This window comes from Pseudomonas sp. PF05, assembly GCF_056521845.1.
This window is the reverse complement of record NZ_JBWLPW010000017.1, coordinates 102,521-123,645: the sequence shown is the minus strand read 5'-3', so window position 1 is coordinate 123,645 and position 21,125 is coordinate 102,521. Positions and strand designations below refer to the sequence as shown.

The window sequence follows — 21,125 nt, the reverse complement described above, 5'->3', positions numbered from 1 at the left end:
CCCATGAAGCGAATTCTCGACCCCCTCGACGAACGCATCATCGCCGAACTGCGCCTCAACGCCCGCGCCGCCCACGCCGAACTGGCGGCCAAGGTCAACCTCTCGCGCAACGCCGTACGCCAACGCATCGAACGCCTCGAACGTGACGGCGCGATCCAGGGCTACACGGTGCGCACCGGGGAGGGCGCGCACGCGTCGTCGAACATCAACGCCGTGATCTTCGTCTACCGCTACGACCGCATGCGCGGCGCCGAGGTATTGCAGGCCCTGCAAGCCATGCCCGAAGTGCTGCAGTGCGACGTGATGAGTGGCGAGTTTGACTTGATGCTGCGTGTCGGCGCGGCGAACCCGGAGCGGGTGCACAGGTGTGGAAAGAGATATCCGCATTGCCGGGGGTGGAAAACACCGTGACGTCGTTTGTGTTGTCGTCGGTGGTCTAGGCACGCTAATCCGTCACAACAGTGAACCCTGTGGCGAGGGAGCTTGCTCCCGCTGGGCTGCGCAGCAGCCCCAACCTAGTCACCCTCAATCAACCTGACCCACCGCGCCGCATGGTTTTGGGTCTGCTTCGCAGCCCAGCGGGGCGGTGCGACGTTTCGCTAAATCCCCTCGCCACAAATGAGCCTCATCAGCCTGAGATGTAAGCCGAACCCTATTGGGTTTTTCCCATCCTTACCGCTTTGCCCACCCCCTGGTCAAAACGCCCAAAAAATAGAGCAAATTGGCCTATTTCACTGCCCTCGCCACCTCCCTAACCTAGATCCCAACAACCCACCCCCGGATCAAGGACATAACAAAAATGACTGAATATAAACTGGCGCTGGTCGGCTTCGGCGGTGTGAACCGGGCATTGGCTCAGCTGATTGCCGAGCGCAACCCACAGTGGAAAACCGAGCTCGGCTTCACCCTGAAAATCGTCGGCGTGACCGACCTGTTCCTCGGTTCGGTGATGGACCGCCACGGCCTCGACGCCGCATTGCTGGCCAAACTGCCCGCCACCCAAGGCGCCATGGCCCAACTGCCCGGCGGCACCGTCGATGCCCTCAACGAAGCCGTGATCAAAGACTGCGGCGCTGACATCATCGCCGAAGCCACCTTCACCAACCCGGTGGACGGCGAGCCTGCCACCTCGTTCTGCCGCTGGGCCCTGGAGCGCGGCAAGCACGTGGTCACCACCAACAAAGGCCCCATCGCCCTGCACGGCGCCGAGCTCAAAGCCCTGGCCCAGCGCAACAACGTCGCCTTCGAATACGAAGGCTCGGTCATGAGCGGCACCCCCGTCATCCGCCTCGCCAAACAATCCCTGGCCGGCAGCTCGATCAGCGGTTTCGAAGGCATCCTCAACGGCACCTCCAACTTCGTCCTCACCTGCATGGAAGGCGGTCTCGGATTCGCCGAAGCCGTCAGCCAGGCCCAAGCCCTGGGCTACGCCGAAGCCGACCCAACGGCAGACGTCGAAGGCCACGACGTGCGCCTCAAAGTGGTGATCCTCGCCAACGAACTGCTGGACGCCAAACTCACCGTCAGCGACGTCACCTGCAGCGGCATCTCCGCCCTCAGCCTCGCCGACATCGAAAAAGCCCGCCACGACGGTGCCCGCTGGAAACTCATCGGCGCCGCCACACGCCAGGTCGATGGCTCCATCAGTGCCAGCGTCGAACCGCGCCTGCTGAGCAACGACCACCCACTGGCGAGCATCAGCGGCGCCACCAACGCCGTGTCGTTCACTAGCGAACTGCTTGGCGCCGTCACCGTCTCCGGTCCGGGCGCAGGCCGTACCGAAACCGCCTTCGCGCTGCTGTCGGACATCATCCACATCCACCAATCGGCAACCCGCAAACAGGAGCACAACCTGTGAACGTATCGCGCCTGGCCCTGGCGGTCGTCGAACCGCACATCGAAGTCCTCAACCCATTTGACGGCAGCATCGTCGGCACCGTTGCCGACGTGTGCGCCTCGGAAGTCCCACACCTGCTCGAAACCGGACGTAGCGGCGTAAAAGCTTGCGCCGCACTCCCACGTCATCGCCGCGCCAGCATCCTCGAACAAGCCGCACTGAACGTCGAGCGCGACGCCAAAACCTTCGCCCGGCTGATCGTCGACGAAGCCGGCAAGACCCTCAAGCAGGCGGAAAAAGAAGTCAAACGCTGCGTCAACACCCTCAAGCTCTCCGCCGAAGAAGCCAAGCGCAACGCCGGCGAAATCGTGCCGTTCGACGCCTACGAAGGCGCCGAATCTCGCCAAGGCTGGTTCACCCGCGAACCCCTGGGCCTGATCGTCGCCATCACCCCCTACAACGACCCGCTGAACCTGGTCGCCCACAAACTCGGTCCGGCCATTGCTGGCGGCAACGCGGTGATCCTCAAACCGTCCGAGCTGGCGCCGTTGTCAGCCCTCAAACTGGTGTCGTACCTGGTCGCCGCCGGCCTGCCCGACACCGTGGTCACCGTCGCCACCGGCGGCGCCGAACTGGGCAAAGCCCTGGTCGCCGCCCGCGACGTGCGGATGATCTCCTTCACCGGCGGCTTCGTCACTGGCGAACAAATCGCCCGCACCGCCGGCCTGAAAAAACTCGCCATGGACCTCGGCGGCAACGCCCCCGTCATCGTCATGGGCGACTGCAACCTCGACGCCGCCGTCGACAGCTGCATCTCCGGCGCCTTCTGGGCCGCCGGGCAAAACTGCATCGGCACCCAACGCCTGCTCATCCACGCACCGATCTACGCCGCCTTCCGCGAGCGCTTCGTCAACCAGGCCCAAGCCTTGGTGGTCGGCAACCCACTGCTCGCCAACACCGACATCGGCCCGATGATCACCCAACAAGCCGCGCAAAACGCCGAACAGGTCGTCAACGAAGCCCTGCAACAAGGCGCCACCTTACTCTGCGGCCACCGCCGCCAAGGCACCTGCTACGCCGCCACCGTCCTGGAAAACGTCGATCATTCCAGCCGACTCTGGCGCAACGAAGCCTTCGCCCCGGTGGTGGTGTTGCAGCCGTTCGACACGTTCGATGAAGCCATCGCGTTGGCTAACGAACCGGAATACGCGCTTCACGCCGGGATCTTCACCAACGACCTCAGCACCGCGATGAGCGCTGCACGACGGATCGAAGCGGGGGGCGTGATGATCAATGACTCGTCGGATTTCCGGTTTGATGCGATGCCGTTTGGCGGGTCGAAATACGGCAGTTTGGGCAGGGAAGGGGTGCGGTTTGCGTATGAGGAAATGACCCAGCCGAAGGTGGTTTGTTTGAATACGTTGGGGTGAGGGGCGAGTCAGTCCGAAGGCATCGCTTGACCTGTCATGTCGCTAAAACACCATTTTGACGACACGTTTTGTTCTCATGTCGCCGGCAGCGACATGAGGAGGGAACGTGTCGCAGAAATCAAAAAACAGCGACACGTTGTGTCAGCCCTCTGTGGAAGCGGGCATGTTCACGAAAAGGCCAGTAAACCCCACCCCGCAACCCAGTCAAACCCCTGTGGGGGCAAGGCTTGCCCGCGATGCCCTTCTCCCACACTTCCCATGTATCCGGTTTGGCTGATCCAAGAGCAGACGGCGGAGCTGTTTGGCACGGCCAAGTCGACTATCAAATGAGCACGTTTTCAAGGAAGGCGAATCGGCTCCGGAGCAGGTGATGAGAAAAATCGGTATTTCCGAATTTTCTATCTAGATGACGCGCGCCTGAAGACATGTCGCTAAAACGCCATTTTGACAACACGTTCCGCCCTCATGTCGTCGTCAGCGACATGAGAACAGAACGTGTCGCAAAAATCGAAAAACAGCGACACGTTATCCCCTCGTGTTTACACTGACGACACGAGAGGGCAGATTGAGCGCCCTTGCCCTTTAATCTAAAGGACCAGGATCGCCCCATGACTGCAGCGCCTTACGTCTGGCAGGCCGATAAGCCGTATAACCAATTACCGCGTCTGCCTCCAGCAGCCGAACTGGAAACCCGTGCAGTACTCAAGCGCTGTATCGAGGCGCGCACGGCCTTGGCTGAGTTGAAGCAGGCAGCCGAACTGATACCCAACCAAACGGTACTGATCAACACCATTCCCTTGCTGGAAGCCAAGGACAGTTCCGAGATCGAAAGTATCGTCACCACCACGGACTTGCTCTTTCAGCATGCCCAGGAGGCTGACGGCCATGCCGATCCGGCGACCAAGGAAGCCTTGCGTTATCGCAAAGCCCTACACCACGGCTTCCTGTCGCTTGCCGAGCGCCCCTTATCCACGGGCACCGCAGTCGAAATCTGCCGCACGCTAAAGGGCGTGAACATGGACATTCGACGCGTACCCGGCACCCAATTGGCCAACGACCGTACCGGCGAAATCATCTACACCCCACCGGACGGCGAAGATCATCTACGTGATTTGCTCGCCAACTGGGAGCGCTTCCTGCACAACGAGACGGATTTGGACCCGCTGGTGCGTATGGCCGTCGGGCACTACCAGTTCGAGGCTATTCACCCGTTCACCGATGGCAATGGCCGTACCGGGAGGGTGCTTAATACGCTGTTCCTGATTCAGGAGGGGCTGCTGAATCTACCGATTCTCTATCTCAGCCGTTACATCATTGCCCACCGAGCCGACTACTACCGTCTCCTGCTCGACGTCACCCGCGAACAGGCATGGGAGCCCTGGCTGCTCTACATGCTTAGCGCCGTGGAAGAAACCGCCCGCTGGACCTGCGCCAAAATCGCCGCCATCCGCAGCCTGTCCGAACACACGACCCAATTCGTTCGTGAGCAACTGCCGAAAATCTATTCCCGTGAATTGGTGGATGTGATCTTCGAACAACCGTATTGCCGCATCCATAACCTCGTCGAGAAACAAATTGCCGGGCGCCAGGCTGCCTCTCGCTACCTCAAAGATCTCGTTGATGTCGGCGTTCTCCAGGAAGCGCAGGTCGGCAAGGAAAAGCTCTTTATCCACCCGAAACTGATGCAGTTGTTGACTCGGGATAACAATGAGTTCAGGCCTTATGCCTGACCTTCTCAGCCGAAGGTGGTGTGCCTGAATACGTTGGGTTGATGGGGCAGGTCGTTGGCATCGGGCAGGTTGGTCACCTGCCCGATTTTTTTTGCGGCATCCAAAAGAGCCTCGACTCTTGCGTTTCACAAATATTTTTCAGGGGCTGCCGGCCAAATCGTCCTGGCTCATCTAAGCTGAATTTTCCTGGAATATGCGCCAAGTGCCTTCTCACACGAATGCGGCCAACCCGGCTTGCGGCACCGCTCAGCAGCCAGGCGGGAGGAAAGGATGCCGAACGTGCTGGTGGTGGTCTGGGACTTCGATACACGCAGATTAAGAGTCCCCGTCGCGAACAGTCTTCTCTGCATACAGCTTAGAATCGGGGCTTTGCTGTACATGGCGAGAACGGCCTTCACCAAACATATCGATCGACATCAACTGGATTATTGCCTTGTCGTCGCCCCCGAGTATCTTTTCTCCAAGGAAATGCCTGTCTCGTTTATTTCGGAGGAAGAAAAAGAAATCATCCGCGCAACATTGATAGATATTTCAAAGATAAATCCATGGCTGATATTCGTCCCAGGCACGACGCTTTGGTTCAAATCAATGCGGCGTCCAGACTCCAGGATGCGGAAAAGAGAAACCCAGCAGTTGAAATCATGGGGGCAGGCCAGAAATATCAACAAGGCAAAATATGGTGCGCAAATGGATGCGGTTGTGAATGAAATCCCGGGGCGGGACCGCATAAACAAAGGGGTTTATGGCGATTATGCAAGGGCTACGAAGGAGCGGATCGCAAAAATCGAAACAGAAGGTTCAAAAGCCGGCGACGGAATCGTTAGAAATACAGGCTTCATCATTTGGAATGGAAACGTTTTTTACCAGCATAAACGTTACCCCAACATAGGAAACGATGGGCTGGAAGAACTGAATGACGCGCAGTTCTGGGAAGACAAGATATTCATGCCGGGCAGCTATCGGGAAACCCCAGCGGTCCATGGGCTGCAGATGGCTTTGGAAATATGCGCAGAACATTTCATTGGCGCGACGGTTTTGCATAAGAACAACGTCCTGGATTTCCATATCCTGGTCTCGGCCAGTATTGCTCTCGACAAGGCTCGTGTAGGCGTAAAGCCTGGGGGGTATGTGGTTCATGCAGATTCAGAGGGCAGTGCAGTTTACCGGCGCGAAGCCATGAACCTGGTTCAACTCCAAGCCATTGATGAAACCGAAATAGGCTTGTTGGGTGTTGAAGCCGGCCGCGTCAGGAGTTTTGTTTGCGCGATTGCCTAGACCAAGCCTGACCCCGTCCGTCGAACGAGCAGCGGTGGGGGTGAAATCCAGAGCCGCGCTTACCCCGGGTATTGAGTGGCTGAGCATTCGTGATCCCACCGCCATAACAGGCATTTCACACCCCCCCACTGTGGGAGCGAGCCTGCTCGCGATAGCGCTATACCAGTCAACATCAAAACCACTGACTCACCACCTCGCAATCAGCTCACCACGTCCCGCTTCCCTTCATGCCGCCGACGGCGACAAATCTAAACCCCGTGTGGCTCCCCACCCTGCATTGGCCTTTGCGCAGAACGCGCAGGCTCAGTTGACCAATCCCTCTATGCATTGCTTCCGCCCGTTGCCCCATTACGCGCGCTTTCCACCGAGCTGCATTCAGAGCACCGACCGTGCAGGCAACGTCGTCGATCTACCCAAGAACTAACTTCTGCAAACGTTCACGGCTGAAACGTATCAGCCTCAAGAAAAAACCAAATTATGCACAAATGCATTTTTATGCTTGACCCACATGCATAAGCCTCTATAAGGTGGCTTCACTGTATGTACATACAGTATTTCTAAATCACTATTTATTTGAATCCATTCATGGACGAGGCAATAACCTATGAAAACCACCACTGAAAAATTCGGGGTAACCCCCCATCAACCCAGCCTCTGGACCCGCGCTGATGCGTTGAAAGTCCGGGCGGATGACCCCACCACCACCCAGCCACTGGTCAGCGCGGATTTCCCGGTACTGAACAACGACGTGTTCATCTGGGACACCATGCCCCTGCGCGACTTGGACGGTAACGTGACGTCCGTCGATGGCTGGTCGGTGATCTTCACCCTGACGGCCGATCGTCATCCAAACGACCCGCAGTACCTCGACGAGGACGGTAACTACGACATCCTCCGCGATTGGAACGATCGTCACGGTCGGGCAAAGATGTACTACTGGTTTTCGCGTACCGGCAAGAACTGGGAATTCGGTGGCCGTGTGATGGCCGAAGGCGTTTCGCCGACCGCTCGCGAATGGGCCGGTACGCCGATCCTGTTGAACGACCGAGGTGAAGTGGACCTGTATTACACCGCCGTCACCCCAGGCGCGACCATCGTCAAGGTGCGTGGTCGGGTGGTGACCACTGAACACGGTGTCAGCATGGTCGGCTTCGAGAAGGTCAAGCCGCTGTTCGAGGCCGACGGCAATATGTACCAGACCGAAGCACAAAACGCGTTCTGGGGTTTCCGCGACCCATGGCCATTCCGCGACCCGAAAGACGGCAAGCTCTACATGCTGTTCGAGGGTAACGTGGCCGGTGAGCGCGGCTCGCACAAAGTGGGAGAGGCAGAAATCGGCGATGTGCCGCCGGGTTATGAAGATGTCGGCAACTCGCGCTTCCAGACCGCCTGTGTCGGCATTGCCGTGGCCCGCGACGCGGACGGTGACGACTGGGAAATGTTGCCGCCGCTGCTGACCGCCGTCGGGGTAAACGACCAGACCGAGCGCCCGCACTTCGTGTTCCAGGATGGCAAGTACTACCTGTTCACGATTAGCCATACCTTCACCTATGCCGACGGTGTAACCGGGCCGGACGGGGTGTACGGTTTCGTCGCGGACTCGCTGTTCGGCCCTTACGTGCCGCTGAACGGTTCCGGCCTGGTGCTGGGCAACCCGTCCTCGCAGCCATTCCAGACCTACTCGCACTATGTAATGCCAAACGGCCTGGTGACCTCCTTCATCGACAGCGTACCGACCGACGAAACCGGCACGCAGATTCGTGTCGGTGGCACCGAGGCGCCAACGGTGGGCATGAAAATAAAAGGGCTGCAGACGTTCGTGGTGGGCGAGTACGACTACGGTTACATCCCGCCGATGCTCGACGTCACCCTCAAGTAACAGCAACGCCGGGGTTTCAGGCAGCGGGTTTGCGGTCGATGACAAAACCGTCGTGGATATGATCGAGATATCCCGCCTGATTCATTGCGACGTTGCTCGCAAGCCCCATTGAACAACGCGTCGTAACCCTCTTCGCGACTGGCTGCAAGGATGCAGCCGGTTGCGAATGCATTTCCCTGCGACGTATGTGCACAAGCCCCTCTGTGGGAGCGAGCTTGCTCGCGATAGCGGTGTGTCAGCCAACATTTCGGCCAGCTGTTTATCGTGTCTCCACGAGACCAGCCACGACCGACATTGCCTTGCGCCATTGCCTACAACTACGCCAGAATCCGCCGGCTTGTGCGTCTTGGAGGGCGTCGGTAGTTTGAGTCTTGTCACTGAGTATCAGTGATCGGGTTTAGTCGCCCGTCTCAACCTAAGGCGTACCAAGTCCCGTCGGACAGGCTGTGCTGTTCCTGTATTGATGGTGGCTGTGCGCAGGGCGCCCCCGGGCGCGCCGGGATTCTTAGGTTCACCGGTCGACTAACCTGCGCACAGCTGCCGCCCTCTCGTTTAGTCGCGAGGTGGTTGCAGCATCACTTAAGGAACCTAAGTCGATGGCAAAAATTACACCGAACCCTCCGACCACAGATGAGCATGTATCTCGCGCTCAGTCTGCTCGTAACAACAAGCTTGATGACGCTGCGAACCGGGCGTTGGATTACTACCTGAAGCCTACGCCGAAGGAAGAAACGTCTGACAAACCCAACACCATCTTCCGTATCGCACCGGATGTTGATTCGGAATGTCTGCTGGCCAATCTCAGTGAAAACCTGGCTTCGGCGAATGCCATGATCAGTGATTTGGCGTTTGGTCTTGAGGGATCACGACGGCATTTTGCGTTGGGGATCTTGCAGGTGATTGAGGTGAGTGAACTGTTGGCGAATCGGGCTTTGGATATTGTTGAGGTGAGGTAACAAGGGGCCGCGCTTACCCCGAGTATGAAAAAAAGGTCTTGCATGGCAAGGCCTTTTTTTGTGGTCGGTCGCCCGACAGCGGCCAGCCAGGACACATGATCGATTGTGATGATGGCCCTCAATATTTCGCCCGGCAGGTCGTTAGCCTTATCTGTCCTCTCTTATCAAGGAAGTTGCCGTGTCCGAAAATTTTTACGCACCACCTTTGGCTCAACTGGAGACCATTGTTGAACAGCCATCCGAGTTTTATGTGGTGTCGCCAGCAAAGCTTCTGACACTGGCGATTCTGACGTTTGGCTTCTATTTCTATTACTGGTCATACAAAAACTGGAGCCTGTACAAGCAATCCACCCAGGCAGATATCTGGCCGTGGGCGCGTGGCCTGTTGTGCATATTTTTCATTCACCAACTGTATCGGCGTGCGAATGAGAAAATCCGCGGCAGTGGTCGTACATTTGAGTGGGATTATGAACAGTGGGCAACCGTATACGTGGTGCTGACGGTCGGTGCCAGCCTATTAAATGCAGTGGCGAAGCGCGTCGATGGCTTTGCATTTCTGGCCGGTTGGTTACTGCTGGCGATTCCACTGCGGGCCTATGTGGTGAGCCAAAGCCAACCGATGATCAACTTCGCCGCCAATGATCCTCAAGCGTCGAGCGATTCGCGTTTTACCTTATGGAATTACCTCTTCATGGCGTCGGGAGTTTTGCTCTGGGGGCTGTCACTGTTGGGTGTCTGGGTCCGTTATCGTTGAACCGAATAGGGATGGCGGTGACTCAGCCGAAGGTGGTTTGTTTGAATAGGTTGGTGTGAGGCGACGCGGTGTTTATTGAGGCGCGTGGGATTTGGGAGGGGCTGACGCCGTCTTGCGCCATTGCCTACAACTACGCCAGAATCCGCCGGCTTGTGCGCCTTGGGTCCGCTCGGTAGTTTGAATCCGTCACTGCTCATCAGTGATCGGGTTTCGCAGCCCGGACTCTATAGGCGCACAACATCACCTTCGAAAGCAGATCGCCCATGTCTGTGATTTCGTCAGAGGTGGCTGTGCGTGGGAGACCCTCGGGTCTGCCGGTCCCTAGAGTCCCGGTCTGCGAACCCGCGTACAGCTGCCACCCCAACTTCGTTTCGCAGCGAACGGTGGTAGCTCCAACAGACTCTAGGAGCTTTACCATGGCTAAAATTACACCGAACCCGCCAGCTACCGACGAAACCGTGTCCCGCGTTCAGTCGGCTCGTAACAAGAAACTCGATGATGCTGCTGATCGGGCTTTGGATTTTTATCTGAAGCCTACGCCGAAGAGCGAAACGTCTGACAAACCCAACACCATCTTCCGTATCGCACCGGATGTTGATTCGGAATGTCTGCTTGCCAACCTCAGCGAAAACCTGGCTTCGGCGAATGCCATGATCAGTGATCTGGCGTTTGACCTTGAGGGATCGCGACGGCGTGTTGCGATGGGGATCTTGCAGGTGATTGAGGTGAGTGAACTGCTGGCGAATCGGGCTTTGGATATTGTTGAGGTGAGGTAACGAGGGACCGCGCTTACCCCGGGTATGAAAAAAGGTCTTGCTTGGCAAGACCTTTTTTGTGCCCGAGAGCCGGAACGATGAGCACTCAGAATTGTGCAGGGCCGCACCCTGTTGACCTTCGCCATGTCAAATTCGGCTCGGTACTGTTACCCGATAAAGCGATTTCTCAGATTCCTTTTCGCTTGAATTTCACAAGCTCTTCAGCAGGCTTCGCCTGGAAGGGAGGTGGGCCTCCAGAGACGCGATGATGCGGCTCGTGAAGCGTTTTACGTATGCCATTACCTCGTGTATGACCTTCTTGACCATATGAAAATCCTCCATTTTGAGATTTGATAGATGGGAGATGATTTCTGAAATTACAAAACCTGCAATGAAGCCCGTAGGACCTATAACCCCTAGAACAGCGCCCGCCATCATCAGTCTCAGGAGGCCACCTCTGAGAGACGCACCTGCTTGGGTGCGTTTCGGCGCGCCAATGTTAACCAGTCCAGCAGACTTGGTCTATTACGGTGCCGTGATCCGCTGTTGGTAACGCCGGTCTGACGTCTTGACTCAGATCGTCAGTCGTTGCTGTACTCGGCAAGCCGACTCTCAAAATACTGTGCCGTCTCCTGATCAGTACAGTAGAGATAGCACCCTTTCATCCCACGGGTCATCAGTGTTCGGTAGGTGTTTTTGATGATCAGGTCCGTCTCTTTCTGCGCGAAATCAGGCTGCTCTTTCATCAGCTTCTTCCAGCCACGAATCGATTTGTCGTGCTTGTCACGCTTATGCGGCGATGTGAGTACTTGCCCGTCACGAACGATCAAATCTGGCCCGATGATTACGCCTATATAGTCGACTTCCAGCCCCTGGCAGGTGTGGATGCAACCGACCTGTTCAATGGAGTTTTCCGCAATGATCCACAAACTGCCGTCCTGATCCAGGTTCCATTGGCGCGCATAATCATCGCCAATCACGATATCGGACGCCTGGGGATCCTTTTTGCTGAGCCAAGGCCAGCAGTAACCCGCGACTACGCGAGCTTTGTTTCCGTGGTTTTTCTGCTCAATGGCCGCGTGCATTGCCTGCGGGGTGTTGAACACTTTGAATTCGTACTCGCTAGTATCGAGTAGCGGATTTGCGGTCGGTCGAATAGCCAGTATGTCATCCAACCACGCGAGATAACCGTCAGAGCCGCTGCAACGGAACTGGGAGGATAGTATGTATTCCTCCACGGTTGCGCCTTTGGATTTCGCAAAGGTACGAATAGCCTGTTTGCTACCAATGTCGCTCAAAGTCACGCGTTGATCTTCGTCGATGAAGAAAATCGAGCATTTCGCTGAGTTGATCAATTCCTTGATTTGGTTCTCGCCCAGGTTTCCATAAAGACCGCTTTTCTCGTTGAGTCTGTGAGCTTCGTCAACGATGAGTGCGTCGAACGTGTTGGGCTCGGTTTCGATAAACGCACCCGAGCCGGAAAAGAAATTAGAAAAATGACTACGCTTGATCGTACCGACCAGTTTGCTTTCGTAGACCTTGCGTGGTGCGGCGTTTTTCGAGACGTATTTGCTCAGTAACTTTAACCCGGTGAGTCTTACCAGCAAGTTAATTGCTAAAACGGTTTTTCCGGTTCCAGGGCCGCCCTCGATGATTAGCACCTTTGGCGCTGCTATGGACGCTTCACTCGCCGCAACAAGCGCTGACTCGAATATTTCCTTTTGGTCGTCAATCAATACGAACTCTGGTTTGCCTTTCATGAGCCCGCCAAGCGCCTCGGCTAACGCTTTGGATGGCCGAATTTTTCCGTTGGAGAGTTCGTAGAGAACCTCCTTGTTATCGCCGTGGGTAATGTGTTTTTTCAGGAAGGTCCGTAGCTTGGTCAGTTCCTCGGGGCCTTTGAGGAACAATGGAGCTTTACTGGTATGGGCTTGGTAGTGAGCGGAGTCGATGACGCCATCACTGACGTAGTTATGCAGATAGGCGCAGGGGCGAATTTCGATGCTTTTGTCATATACCGCTTCGTTGAAGCCTTCCAGTAGCGCTGCGTACGACCATACCTGGTAGGACGGGTGAATGGTTTCAACGAGACCGCCACCTAAGGCGGTTTTGACAATTGCGTCCTTGCTGGTTGCGCTCGCCTTGCTCCATTGCTTCAGTTCGATCAATACGGCTTTTTTGGCTTGGTTCTCATCACGACCTGTGAGCAAAAAGTCGATGCGCTTCGAGGACTGAGGGATGTGCAGCTCAATAGCCAGGCCAGCATTGCTAGGCAGGTCATCATCTCGAAGTACCTTGGCCATGTAGGTCAAGGATCCCTGCCACGACCTGATCTCTGATGCGCCCACCTTCTTACCGGTGGCCTCTTTGAAGTGCCGCAGGATTACTTCTTCAATATCGTCGTTATCGTTGTCTTTCAGGAATTGCTGTTTGGTCGCTGCGTAAACGATCACAAGAGATCCTTAGAGCACTGAAGGTCAGAGTTGGTCGTACTTTTTGCTGGTGCTTTTGGCTTTGTCGACGGGGTATTTCTGGCCGTTCAGAGCAAGCTTGCTCGTGACCGCTTCGTTGAGATCGACGCCAAGCACGCTACTCAGGCGAACCAAGTACATGAGCACGTCGGCTAACTCGTCCTTCACGGATTGGGCGGTCGTCGGATGCTTAGCGGCAGCCAGTGAATCGGCTTCGTTCATCCATTGGAATACTTCGCACAGCTCGCCCACCTCGCCTGTCAGCGCTAGGAGAAGGTTTTTGGGGGAGTGGAATTGCTGCCAGTCGCGATCATCTGCAAAGCGCTGAAGGGACGCTGCAAGATTTTCCACGTCGATTAATTGTTTGGGTGTGCCATCTGCCTTGCTCACAGGCTGCCTCTCGTTTGCCGCCAGAAACGTGACCAACAGCCACGTCAGAAATCTAGGGATGGATTGTAGGAGTTTTCTTTTGGCGTAGTGGGCTTTTCACCGATTTGCCCTTAGCAGCCGAGCCAGTTCAGGCTGTGTTTTTGGCTGCTTGGTAGCGGTCCTTGACCTCTGCGACACTCAGCCACTTACGGCGTGAATGCACCACTCGATGGCAATTGGCACATAACAATGCGAGGTCCGCGAGTTTGGTTTTATCGCCAGGTTGGAGCGTATGCAGTGGCTTAGTGTGGTGCACATCGATAACACCTTCGATGTCCGGGCCATATGTTTTGCTGAAGTTGAAATCACAGGCTTCGCACTGGAGCACACCGTGCTTCTTGAGGGCTTCGTCCTTTTTTCGTTTTACGAGTTTTTTGTCCCTTTCCCGTACACGGTGCACGCGAGTTAGCACTTTTCCTTCCTCTGCTTCGAAGAAGCCCGGTTCTTCCTCCGCACTTAGATCCATTGGCGTAGTAGAAGAAGTGGTTCCGACGTTCGCCTTGATGGCTGCTACGACTTCGGCCAGACGCTCGGGATTATTAGCAAACTCCAGCCATACCAATTCCTCGTCCTTATTTCCTTTTGCAAGACCTGTGCGACCAGTGTGGGTGTAGCTCGGATCCCAACGACGGAAATTGTTGAGCTTCATGCAGACACCATTGGTGTTACGAAAACTCTGGTTCTTGCTCACACCTGTAGCGGTGCCAATGAGATTAAGGCTCTGTGATAGGGCTCGGACTTCCGGATGATTCACTCCGGGTAAACCATTGCGGTGAAGAAGGTACAGGTTCAGGGCTAGGACGAGTTCGTCACGGCTCCAGGGCGGATTGGATTGATTGCTGATAGGTGAAGAGGACATGGCGGGGGCTATCCGTAGGGTTCCCGTTTCGCTGTAGGACGCAGCGCAATATGTCGTCAGAATATTCTCTTCTGGTGGCGTTTGGGAATCATACGGTGTTCGATGACCTTTGCTGTCGAGCACGGAGATGCTTACGCGCGACTTTGTTTGGTCATCAGGCGGGATTTTGGACGGGGGGATGGATAAAGCTCAGACATTAAAAAGCCGGCTTATGGCCGGCTTCTCGTTGACTGATTCAGCTCGTTTTTGACAAACCTTACCAGCCTTCAAAACGTACATCCGGCTCTTGCGGCCGGCTGTGGGACTTGGTCAGAAAGTGATCTGCCTTGTCGGTGCGAGGCGTGGGCTCGCAAATGTGGGGCGGAGGATACGCGGGTTTGGTTCAGAAGCCCAGTGGTAAGTGGTGTGGAATCATTGGGTTAGGGTGATTCAGGGGGAAAGCAGGGGGCTGCTGCGCAGCCCAGCGGGAGCAAGCTCCCTCGCCACAAAAGCTTGCTGTCACAAAGGCTCCTCAGCGCAAGGAGCTTTGCTTGTCTGTCCGTTCGGGTGGGTTAGTCGAACACCGGCGGTCTCTGTTTGTTGAGGGTTGACCACCAGAACACCCAGCCAATCACGTGGATGTGTTGCGCGTCGATTTGTTCGGCGCTGAAGACCTCGTCGGGATACGCAGCGCTGTTGTGGCTGCGCAGGCGCAGTCGGTTGCCGGGGATTCGGTGGAGGTATTTGATGCGCAGCATCCCGTCATGCTCAAGGGCGTAGATCTGGCCGTCGACGATTTGGGTCAGGCCGCGGTCGATGGCGAGGGTGGAGCCGTCGGCGATGCGTTCGGCCATGCTGTCGCCGACCATGGTGATGCAGATGGCGTCGCTGGGGTTTATTTCCAGGGATTCGAGGTGGCTGCGGGGCAGGCGGATGGATTGGTCGGGGATTTCGACGATGTGGGTTTTGGTTTCGCCGGGGGCGATGGGGGCTTCCTTGTAGAAAGGCAGTTCGATGTCCGTGGGTTCCGCCACGCTGTAGACGCCATCGTTTTCGGCCGCCTCGTAGGTGGTGCCGGGGCCGAGGCCCAATGGGGTTTGCGGGCCTTGGCCGGTGGCGAGCCATTCCGGGCTGACGGTCAGCAGGCTGGCGATGCTGTAGATGCGCCCCGGCGGGATGCCACGGTTGAACCAGTTGTTCACGTGCTGGGATTTCACGCCGTACAGCTTCGCGAAGTCGGCGGATCGAATATTGGCTTCTTTTAGAAGGGCTCTGAAGCGGTCGCCACTGGAAAGTATTTTCATAAACGAAAAGTTTAGAGACGAAGGTGTTTTCGGCAATAAACATGTCGTTCAAATATATAAGACAATCTTTCCGTTTGCAGGATTTGAAAGGCGCGGGCTAAACGTGGTTACACAGTGTTAATACGGTTTCGTATTGGGAACCATTAAGACATAAAAAAACCCCGGGGCAAACCGGGGTTCTTTATCAAGTTTGTTTCAGCCTTTGTAGGCGGCAACCGACTTGGTGATCGCTTCGCGGGCGGCGTCTGCACCGGCCCAACCTTCGATCTTGACCCACTTGCCTTTTTCGAGATCTTTGTAGTTCGCGAAGAAGTGCTCGATCTGCTGGATCAGCAGTGGTGGCAGGTCGGTGTATTCCTTCACGTCGACGTACAGTTGCGACAGTTTGTCGTGTGGCACTGCGATGACTTTGGCATCGCCGCCGCCGTCGTCGGTCATGTTCAGGATGCCGACTGGACGGGCGCGGATGACCGAGCCTGGGGCCACTGGGTAAGGGGTCACGACCAGCACGTCGAGGGGGTCGCCGTCGTCGGCCAGGGTGTTGGGGATGTAACCGTAGTTGGCCGGGTAGAACATGGGGGTGGCCATGAAACGGTCAACGAACAGGCAATCGCTGTCTTTGTCGATTTCGTATTTGATCGGGGCGTGGTTGGCCGGGATTTCGATCGCGACGTAGATGTCGTTCGGCAGGTCTTTGCCAGCCGGAATCTTGCTGTAGCTCATTGGGCGGTGCCCCCGTTAGTTGACCAAATGACTGGTCGGATTGACCAAAAAGTGGCGGCGATTATAGGCATATTCAGCCGCTGTTGCCACGTTACCAGGGTCGTAGAGACCTTAGTATGACGCCTGATAGACCGGATCTTCGGCTTGAAGTTGCCGCAGTCGGGCCAATGGATCCTGGCGGTAGAAGGCCTTGAGCTGTTCGTAGACCTTTGGATAGGCCTGGTGCAGCAGGTCTGGGGCGCTGAAGAAGTATTCGCTGGTGACGGCAAAGAACTCCGCCGGGTTTTCCGCGGCGTAGGGGGCGATGAGGGTTTGTGCGTCGGGGTTGTGGTCGAGTTGGCGGTCGAGGTCGTCGAAGGCTTGTTGCATGGCGTCGGCCCAGTCGCTGACGCGCATGTCGGCGTGCAGGGGGGGCAGGCCGTTGGCGTCGCCGTTGAGCATGTCGAGTTTGTGCGCCAGTTCGTGGATCACCAGGTTGTAGCCGTCCCAGCCGCCGCTGGCCATCACGCCGTCCCAGGCCAGGATGATCGGGCCTTGGGGCCAGGCTTCGCCGCTGTGTTCGCCGTCCCACTCGTGCTCGATGCCGCTGGCGTCGCGGTAGCGCTGGGGGCTGAGGAAGTCGTCGGGGTAGAGGACGATTTCGTGGAAGCCCTGGTACCAGTTCAGTTCGCCCAGGTGCATCAGCGGCAATTGGGCCTGGGCGGCGAGCAGCAGGCGTTGTTCCTGGTGCAGTTCGACGCCGGGCAGGGCGGTGAGGTGTTTATCGTGCAGGAACAGTACGCAGGCTTCCCGCAGCCATTGGTCCTCGACGGCGCTGATGCCGTCGAGGAAGCTCAATTGTTGGCGCACACGCTGCCAGGTGTCCTCGGCCACGGGGTGTTTGGCGAGGGTGCGTTGGCGGCGCCAGTTGCTCAGGGACCACATGGGCGATCAGCGCGGTTGGGTTTTTGAGGTGCGCTGGTTCAGTTTGCTGCGCACCAGGCTGATGATCATCGGCAGCAGCGACAGCAGGATGATGCCGACGACCAGCAGCGACAGGTTCTGCTTGATGAACGGCACGTTGCCGAAGAAGAAGCCGAGTGTCACCAGGCCGCCGACCCAGAGGATCGTGCCGAGGACGCTGAAGCCGAAGAAGCGTGCGTAAGGCATTTTACCGACGCCGGCGACGAAGGGCGCGAAGGTGCGGATGATCGGCAGAAAGCGCGCCAGGGTCACGGTTTTGCCGCCGTGTTTGTCGTAGAAGTCGTGGGTTTGCTGCAGGTAGTCGCGGCGGAAGATTTTCGAGTTGGGGTTGCTGAACAGTTTTTCGCCGGCGGTGCGGCCGATGAGGTAGTTGGTGCTGTCGCCGAGGATGGCCGCGAGCATCAGCAGGCCGCCCAGCAGGACTGGGTCCATGGCGCCACCAGCGGCGACGGCGCCGGCGATGAACAGCAGCGAGTCGCCCGGCAGGAAGGGTGTGACCACCAGGCCGGTTTCACAGAAGATCACCAGGAACAGGATGGCGTAGATCCACGTCCCGTAGTTGGTCACCAGCATGTCGAGGTAGACGTCGAGATGCAGAATGAGGTCGAGGGGGTTGAAATCCATGCATAACACCTGTGGTGGCCCGACTCGGCAGGCTTTGGGTCTGGCTTTGAGTATGGCTACAGAGTGTGTAGCTTTTTCTTACAAGCCGGGAAGACCGGCATTATACGGCGCGGATTGTGAAGTGCGTGTTGAGTTTGTAGCGGGGGATTTCGGTGGTTTTGTGGGCGGTGAAGCACCCTGTGGGGGCGGGCTTGCTCGCGATGGCGGTGGGGCAGTCAGTATTGATGTTGCCTGACGGACCGCTATCGCGAGCAAGCTTTGCTCCCACAGATCTATCTCCCATGGATATGTCTGTCACATATATCCATGGACTGCTTCCCCTCTGAGCGGCTCAGAGTTCTTCGCTGATCGGCAACACGTAGTTCTTGAACTCGGTGTCTTCCTTGAACCCAATCGACTCGTAGGTCTTCTGCGCCACGTCGTTGTTGCTGCTGGTGGAGACGCGCATACGTACGGCGTTGGTTTCCTTGGCCATTTTTTTCGCGGTGCGGATCAGGTTGTCGGCCACCAGTTGGCGGCGGGCGTCTTCGGCGACGTAGATGTCGTTGAGGATCCATACGCGCTTGAGCGACAGCGACGAGAAGCTTGGGTAGAGCTGGCAGAAGCCCAGCAATCTGCTGTCGTCATCATCGGGCAAGGCCAGGTAGATCACCGATTCCTTGCGGCGCAGGCGTTTTTCGAGGAAGGCTCGGGACGAATCCGGGTAGGGCAGTGAACCGTAGAATTCCCGGTACTTGACGAACAATGGGGTCAGCAGGTCCAGGTGTTCCAGGGTCGCTTGGATAATCCGCATGGTAGGTCTCGTCTGCAAGGGTCGACATATATTCAGACAACAACGTCGCGCTGCCGTGCTTTTGATGCTGCCTGAAAGCGGATCAAAAACGCAATCGGATAAACGGATCAGCTTCGGGGCGGCATCAGTAGGAAATTACCTTTCATATCGGCACCGTTTTCCGACTCTAGAGTGTTTACCTGGGCTTCGTCCTTCAGATTGACCCCCGAAAGCTGCCGGCGACAGGCTTCGCGCATCAGGTAGATCAGGCGGTGGGCGGCCATGCCGTAGCTCAGGCCTTCGAGGCGGACATTGGAGATGCAGTTGCGATAGGCATCGGTCAGGCCGACCTTGGGGGCGTAGGTGAAATACAGCCCCAGGCTGTCGGGGGAACTGAGGCCGGGGCGTTCGCCAATCAAAATCACCGACATTTTTGCGCCAAGCCGCTGCGCCACTTCATCGGCCACGGCGACGCGGCCCTGTTCCACCAGGACGACGGGCGACACTGACCAGCCGTCGGCGGCGATCTGTTCCTCCAGGCGGGCCAGGAACGGCAAGGTATGGCGATGCACCGCCAGCGCCGACAGGCCGTCAGCCACGACGATGGCCAGATCCACGCCGCCAGGGTGGGCCGCCGCGTAATCCTCCAGGACCTGCGCGGAGGCGTCGTCGAGCCGTCGGCCCAGGTCCGGACGCTGTAGATAACTGTGTCGGTCGGCCGCCGCGCTGTGGAGCAACAGGCTTTCACGGCCGCGCTCGCTCAGTTGCGCGCGAATACCCTGGTGGTCGAACGCCAGGTGCACGGCATCGCGGGCCTGGGCGTGAGCGTATTGGAAGTCCAGTTGCGCCTGGGTCGGCAGGCTGGTGCCGGTGCGGCCCAGGGCGATGCGCGCCGGCGTGAGGTTGCGCAGGCTCAGCCAAGGGTTTTGTGGGTCGACAGGTTTTTTATCCATGGGCAGGTCTCTCATCCCAAATGAGCTAATGCGTGACGAAACGCCGGTGGCAGGTTGTCGCCGAACCGCACCCGGCCATCGGCCTGGGTGAAGATGCCCATGTTCGCCAGCCACAGTTCGAATTCCGGCGCGGGTTTCAGGCCCAGGGTCTGGCGGGCGTAGAGGGCGTCGTGGAACGAGGTGGTCTGGTAGTTGAGCATGATGTCGTCGGAGCCGGGGATGCCCATGATGAAGTTGATCCCGGCCACGCCCAGCAGGGTCAGCAGGGTGTCCATGTCGTCCTGGTCGGCTTCGGCGTGGTTGGTGTAGCAGATGTCGCAGCCCATCGGCACGCCCAAAAGCTTGCCGCAGAAGTGGTCTTCGAGGCCGGCGCGGATGATCTGTTTGCCGTTGTACAGGTATTCCGGGCCGATGAATCCTACAACCGTGTTCACCAAAAACGGGTTGAAATGCCGTGCCACGGCGTAGGCCCGCGTCTCACAGGTCTGTTGATCGACGCCGTGGTGGGCGTTGGCTGACAGCGCGCTGCCCTGGCCGGTTTCGAAATACATCAGGTTGTTGCCCAAGGTGCCGCGATTCAGGCTGAGCCCGGCGTCGTAGCCTTCTTTCAAGACGCTCAGGCTGATGCCGAAACTGGCGTTGGCCGCTTCGGTGCCGGCGATGGACTGGAACACCAGGTCCAGGGGCACGCCCCGGTTCGCCGCTTCGATGGAGGTGGTGACGTGGGTCAGCACGCAGCCTTGGGTGGGAATGTCGTAGCGCTGGATGATGGCGTCGAGCATTTCCAGCATGGCGCAGATCGAGGCGGTGCTGTCGGTGGCCGGGTTGATGCCGATCATGGCGTCGCCGTTGCCGTAGAGCAGGCCGTCGAGGATGCTCGCGGCGATGCCGGCGGGTTCGTCGGTGGGGTGGTTGGGTTGCAGGCGGGTGGACAGGCGCCCGCGCAGGCCGAGGGTGCCGCGGAACTTGGTGACCACGCGGATCTTTTGCGCCACCAGCACCAGGTCTTGCACGCGCATGATCTTCGACACGGCGGCGACCATTTCCGGCGTCAGGCCGGGGGCCAGTGCCCGCAGGCTCTGTTCATCGGCGGCGTCGCTGAGCAGCCAGTCGCGAAAACCGCCGACCGTGAGGTGGCTGACGGTGGCGAAGGCTTGTTTATCGTGAGTGTCGACGATCAGTCGAGTGACTTCGTCGACCTCGTAAGGAATCAGCATTTCTTGCAGGAAATGGCTGAGGGGCAGGTCGGCCAGCGCCATTTGCGCAGCCACGCGCTCGCCGTCGTTGAGGGCGGCGATCTCGGCCAGGAAGTCCCCGGAACGCGCCGGGCTGGCCTTGGCCATCAGGTCTTTGAGGCTGTCGAAGCGGTAGGTCTGGGCGCCGACTGTGTGTGCAAAACTGGCCATACAGGATCTCCGTGACGGCGCCGCTG

The 21,125-nt window shown here is 57.7% G+C and carries 18 protein-coding genes, 1 other RNA gene and 1 pseudogene; 9 read left to right on the top strand and 11 right to left on the bottom strand.

Translation table 11 applies throughout. From position 1 onward, the window contains the following. Window positions 1–3 precede the first annotated feature (3 nt). The 9 genes and pseudogenes from AC09SL_RS24265 (at window position 4) to AC09SL_RS24225 (ending at window position 10,637) form a co-directional block, all read left to right on the top strand. Window positions 4–440: pseudogene (locus AC09SL_RS24265) on the top strand (Lrp/AsnC family transcriptional regulator). Window positions 441–799: 359 nt separating this feature from the next. Beyond that, the gene (locus AC09SL_RS24260; protein WP_058544540.1) at window positions 800–1,858 is read left to right on the top strand and encodes a homoserine dehydrogenase; all 1,059 of its coding nucleotides are present in this window, start codon (window positions 800–802) and stop codon (window positions 1,856–1,858) included. Then, window positions 1,855–3,267 carry an aldehyde dehydrogenase family protein gene (locus tag AC09SL_RS24255; RefSeq protein ID WP_058544539.1) on the top strand — a complete coding sequence of 471 codons (1,413 nt, stop codon included), beginning with the start codon at window positions 1,855–1,857 and terminating at the stop codon, window positions 3,265–3,267. The genes AC09SL_RS24260 and AC09SL_RS24255 overlap by 4 nt, the downstream gene beginning before the upstream one ends. A 608-nt stretch (window positions 3,268–3,875) precedes the next feature. After that, complete coding sequence (fic, locus tag AC09SL_RS24250) at window positions 3,876–4,997, top strand: protein adenylyltransferase Fic (RefSeq protein WP_058544538.1); 1,122 nt, start codon at window positions 3,876–3,878, stop codon at window positions 4,995–4,997. Window positions 4,998–5,267: 270 nt separating this feature from the next. Beyond that, window positions 5,268–6,272, top strand: coding sequence for a hypothetical protein (locus AC09SL_RS24245; protein ID WP_058544537.1), 1,005 nt, complete (start codon window positions 5,268–5,270; stop codon window positions 6,270–6,272). A gap of 604 nt (window positions 6,273–6,876) precedes the next feature. Further along, window positions 6,877–8,151 carry a glycoside hydrolase family 68 protein gene (locus tag AC09SL_RS24240; RefSeq protein WP_058544536.1) on the top strand — a complete coding sequence of 425 codons (1,275 nt, stop codon included), beginning with the start codon at window positions 6,877–6,879 and terminating at the stop codon, window positions 8,149–8,151. 596 nt (window positions 8,152–8,747) lie between these two features. After that, window positions 8,748–9,107 (top strand): DUF6124 family protein, encoded by a 360-nt coding sequence (locus tag AC09SL_RS24235; RefSeq protein ID WP_046065533.1) that lies wholly within the window; start codon window positions 8,748–8,750, stop codon window positions 9,105–9,107. 178 nt (window positions 9,108–9,285) lie between these two features. Further along, a complete protein-coding gene (locus AC09SL_RS24230) occupies window positions 9,286–9,861 on the top strand; it encodes a hypothetical protein (protein ID WP_058544534.1) in 576 nt (191 codons plus the stop codon). A gap of 416 nt (window positions 9,862–10,277) precedes the next feature. Next, window positions 10,278–10,637, top strand: coding sequence for a DUF6124 family protein (locus AC09SL_RS24225; RefSeq protein ID WP_064107070.1), 360 nt, complete (start codon window positions 10,278–10,280; stop codon window positions 10,635–10,637). Between the two features lie 401 nt (window positions 10,638–11,038). Here AC09SL_RS24225 and AC09SL_RS24220 read toward each other — a convergent pair. The 11 genes from AC09SL_RS24220 to AC09SL_RS24170 all read right to left on the bottom strand — a co-directional run bounded on the left by AC09SL_RS24220 (window position 11,039) and on the right by AC09SL_RS24170 (window position 21,099). Beyond that, window positions 11,039–11,107: hammerhead ribozyme type II (locus tag AC09SL_RS24220), an RNA gene on the bottom strand. Window positions 11,108–11,197: 90 nt separating this feature from the next. Beyond that, complete coding sequence (locus AC09SL_RS24215; RefSeq protein ID WP_058544532.1) at window positions 11,198–13,069, bottom strand: DUF2075 domain-containing protein; 1,872 nt, start codon at window positions 13,067–13,069, stop codon at window positions 11,198–11,200. Window positions 13,070–13,093: 24 nt separating this feature from the next. Then, on the bottom strand, window positions 13,094–13,477 hold the full coding sequence (locus AC09SL_RS24210; RefSeq protein WP_053189928.1) for a nucleotide pyrophosphohydrolase: 384 nt from the start codon (window positions 13,475–13,477) through the stop codon (window positions 13,094–13,096). A 127-nt stretch (window positions 13,478–13,604) separates the two neighbouring features. Further along, window positions 13,605–14,375: an HNH endonuclease gene (locus tag AC09SL_RS24205; protein ID WP_116641255.1), complete on the bottom strand. Its 771-nt coding sequence runs from the start codon at window positions 14,373–14,375 to the stop codon at window positions 13,605–13,607. Between the two features lie 551 nt (window positions 14,376–14,926). Further along, the gene (locus AC09SL_RS24200) at window positions 14,927–15,658 is read right to left on the bottom strand and encodes a LexA family transcriptional regulator (RefSeq protein WP_058544531.1); all 732 of its coding nucleotides are present in this window, start codon (window positions 15,656–15,658) and stop codon (window positions 14,927–14,929) included. Between the two features lie 195 nt (window positions 15,659–15,853). Beyond that, window positions 15,854–16,381, bottom strand: a complete 528-nt coding sequence (gene ppa / locus AC09SL_RS24195) for an inorganic diphosphatase (RefSeq protein ID WP_003205933.1) — start codon at window positions 16,379–16,381, stop codon at window positions 15,854–15,856. 111 nt (window positions 16,382–16,492) lie between these two features. Further along, entirely contained in the window at window positions 16,493–17,305 is an 813-nt protein-coding gene (locus tag AC09SL_RS24190) for a M90 family metallopeptidase (RefSeq protein WP_058544530.1), read from the bottom strand. A gap of 6 nt (window positions 17,306–17,311) precedes the next feature. Next, the gene (locus AC09SL_RS24185) at window positions 17,312–17,968 is read right to left on the bottom strand and encodes a DedA family protein (protein WP_058544529.1); all 657 of its coding nucleotides are present in this window, start codon (window positions 17,966–17,968) and stop codon (window positions 17,312–17,314) included. 331 nt (window positions 17,969–18,299) lie between these two features. Further along, the gene (locus AC09SL_RS24180) at window positions 18,300–18,761 is read right to left on the bottom strand and encodes a GNAT family N-acetyltransferase (RefSeq protein WP_058544528.1); all 462 of its coding nucleotides are present in this window, start codon (window positions 18,759–18,761) and stop codon (window positions 18,300–18,302) included. 107 nt (window positions 18,762–18,868) lie between these two features. Then, complete coding sequence (gene eutC / locus AC09SL_RS24175) at window positions 18,869–19,693, bottom strand: ethanolamine ammonia-lyase subunit EutC (RefSeq protein WP_058544527.1); 825 nt, start codon at window positions 19,691–19,693, stop codon at window positions 18,869–18,871. Window positions 19,694–19,704: 11 nt separating this feature from the next. After that, window positions 19,705–21,099 (bottom strand): ethanolamine ammonia-lyase subunit EutB, encoded by a 1,395-nt coding sequence (locus AC09SL_RS24170; RefSeq protein WP_058544526.1) that lies wholly within the window; start codon window positions 21,097–21,099, stop codon window positions 19,705–19,707. Between the last annotated feature and the right edge of the window lie 26 nt (window positions 21,100–21,125).

Bases quoted from the DNA above. Each gene is read 5' to 3' on its own strand.
- AC09SL_RS24200 (WP_058544531.1), bottom strand. From the start codon at position 15,658: ATGAAAATACTTTCCAGTGGCGACCGCTTCAGAGCCCTTCTAAAAGAA.
- AC09SL_RS24170 (WP_058544526.1), bottom strand. From the start codon at position 21,099: ATGGCCAGTTTTGCACACACAGTCGGCGCCCAGACCTACCGCTTCGAC.
- ppa (WP_003205933.1), bottom strand. From the start codon at position 16,381: ATGAGCTACAGCAAGATTCCGGCTGGCAAAGACCTGCCGAACGACATC.
- AC09SL_RS24245 (WP_058544537.1), top strand. From the start codon at position 5,268: ATGCCGAACGTGCTGGTGGTGGTCTGGGACTTCGATACACGCAGATTA.
- AC09SL_RS24225 (WP_064107070.1), top strand. From the start codon at position 10,278: ATGGCTAAAATTACACCGAACCCGCCAGCTACCGACGAAACCGTGTCC.
- AC09SL_RS24185 (WP_058544529.1), bottom strand. From the start codon at position 17,968: ATGGATTTCAACCCCCTCGACCTCATTCTGCATCTCGACGTCTACCTC.
- AC09SL_RS24260 (WP_058544540.1), top strand. From the start codon at position 800: ATGACTGAATATAAACTGGCGCTGGTCGGCTTCGGCGGTGTGAACCGG.
- eutC (WP_058544527.1), bottom strand. From the start codon at position 19,693: ATGGATAAAAAACCTGTCGACCCACAAAACCCTTGGCTGAGCCTGCGC.
- fic (WP_058544538.1), top strand. From the start codon at position 3,876: ATGACTGCAGCGCCTTACGTCTGGCAGGCCGATAAGCCGTATAACCAA.
- AC09SL_RS24240 (WP_058544536.1), top strand. From the start codon at position 6,877: ATGAAAACCACCACTGAAAAATTCGGGGTAACCCCCCATCAACCCAGC.
- AC09SL_RS24190 (WP_058544530.1), bottom strand. From the start codon at position 17,305: ATGTGGTCCCTGAGCAACTGGCGCCGCCAACGCACCCTCGCCAAACAC.
- AC09SL_RS24235 (WP_046065533.1), top strand. From the start codon at position 8,748: ATGGCAAAAATTACACCGAACCCTCCGACCACAGATGAGCATGTATCT.
- AC09SL_RS24180 (WP_058544528.1), bottom strand. From the start codon at position 18,761: ATGCGGATTATCCAAGCGACCCTGGAACACCTGGACCTGCTGACCCCA.
- AC09SL_RS24205 (WP_116641255.1), bottom strand. From the start codon at position 14,375: ATGTCCTCTTCACCTATCAGCAATCAATCCAATCCGCCCTGGAGCCGT.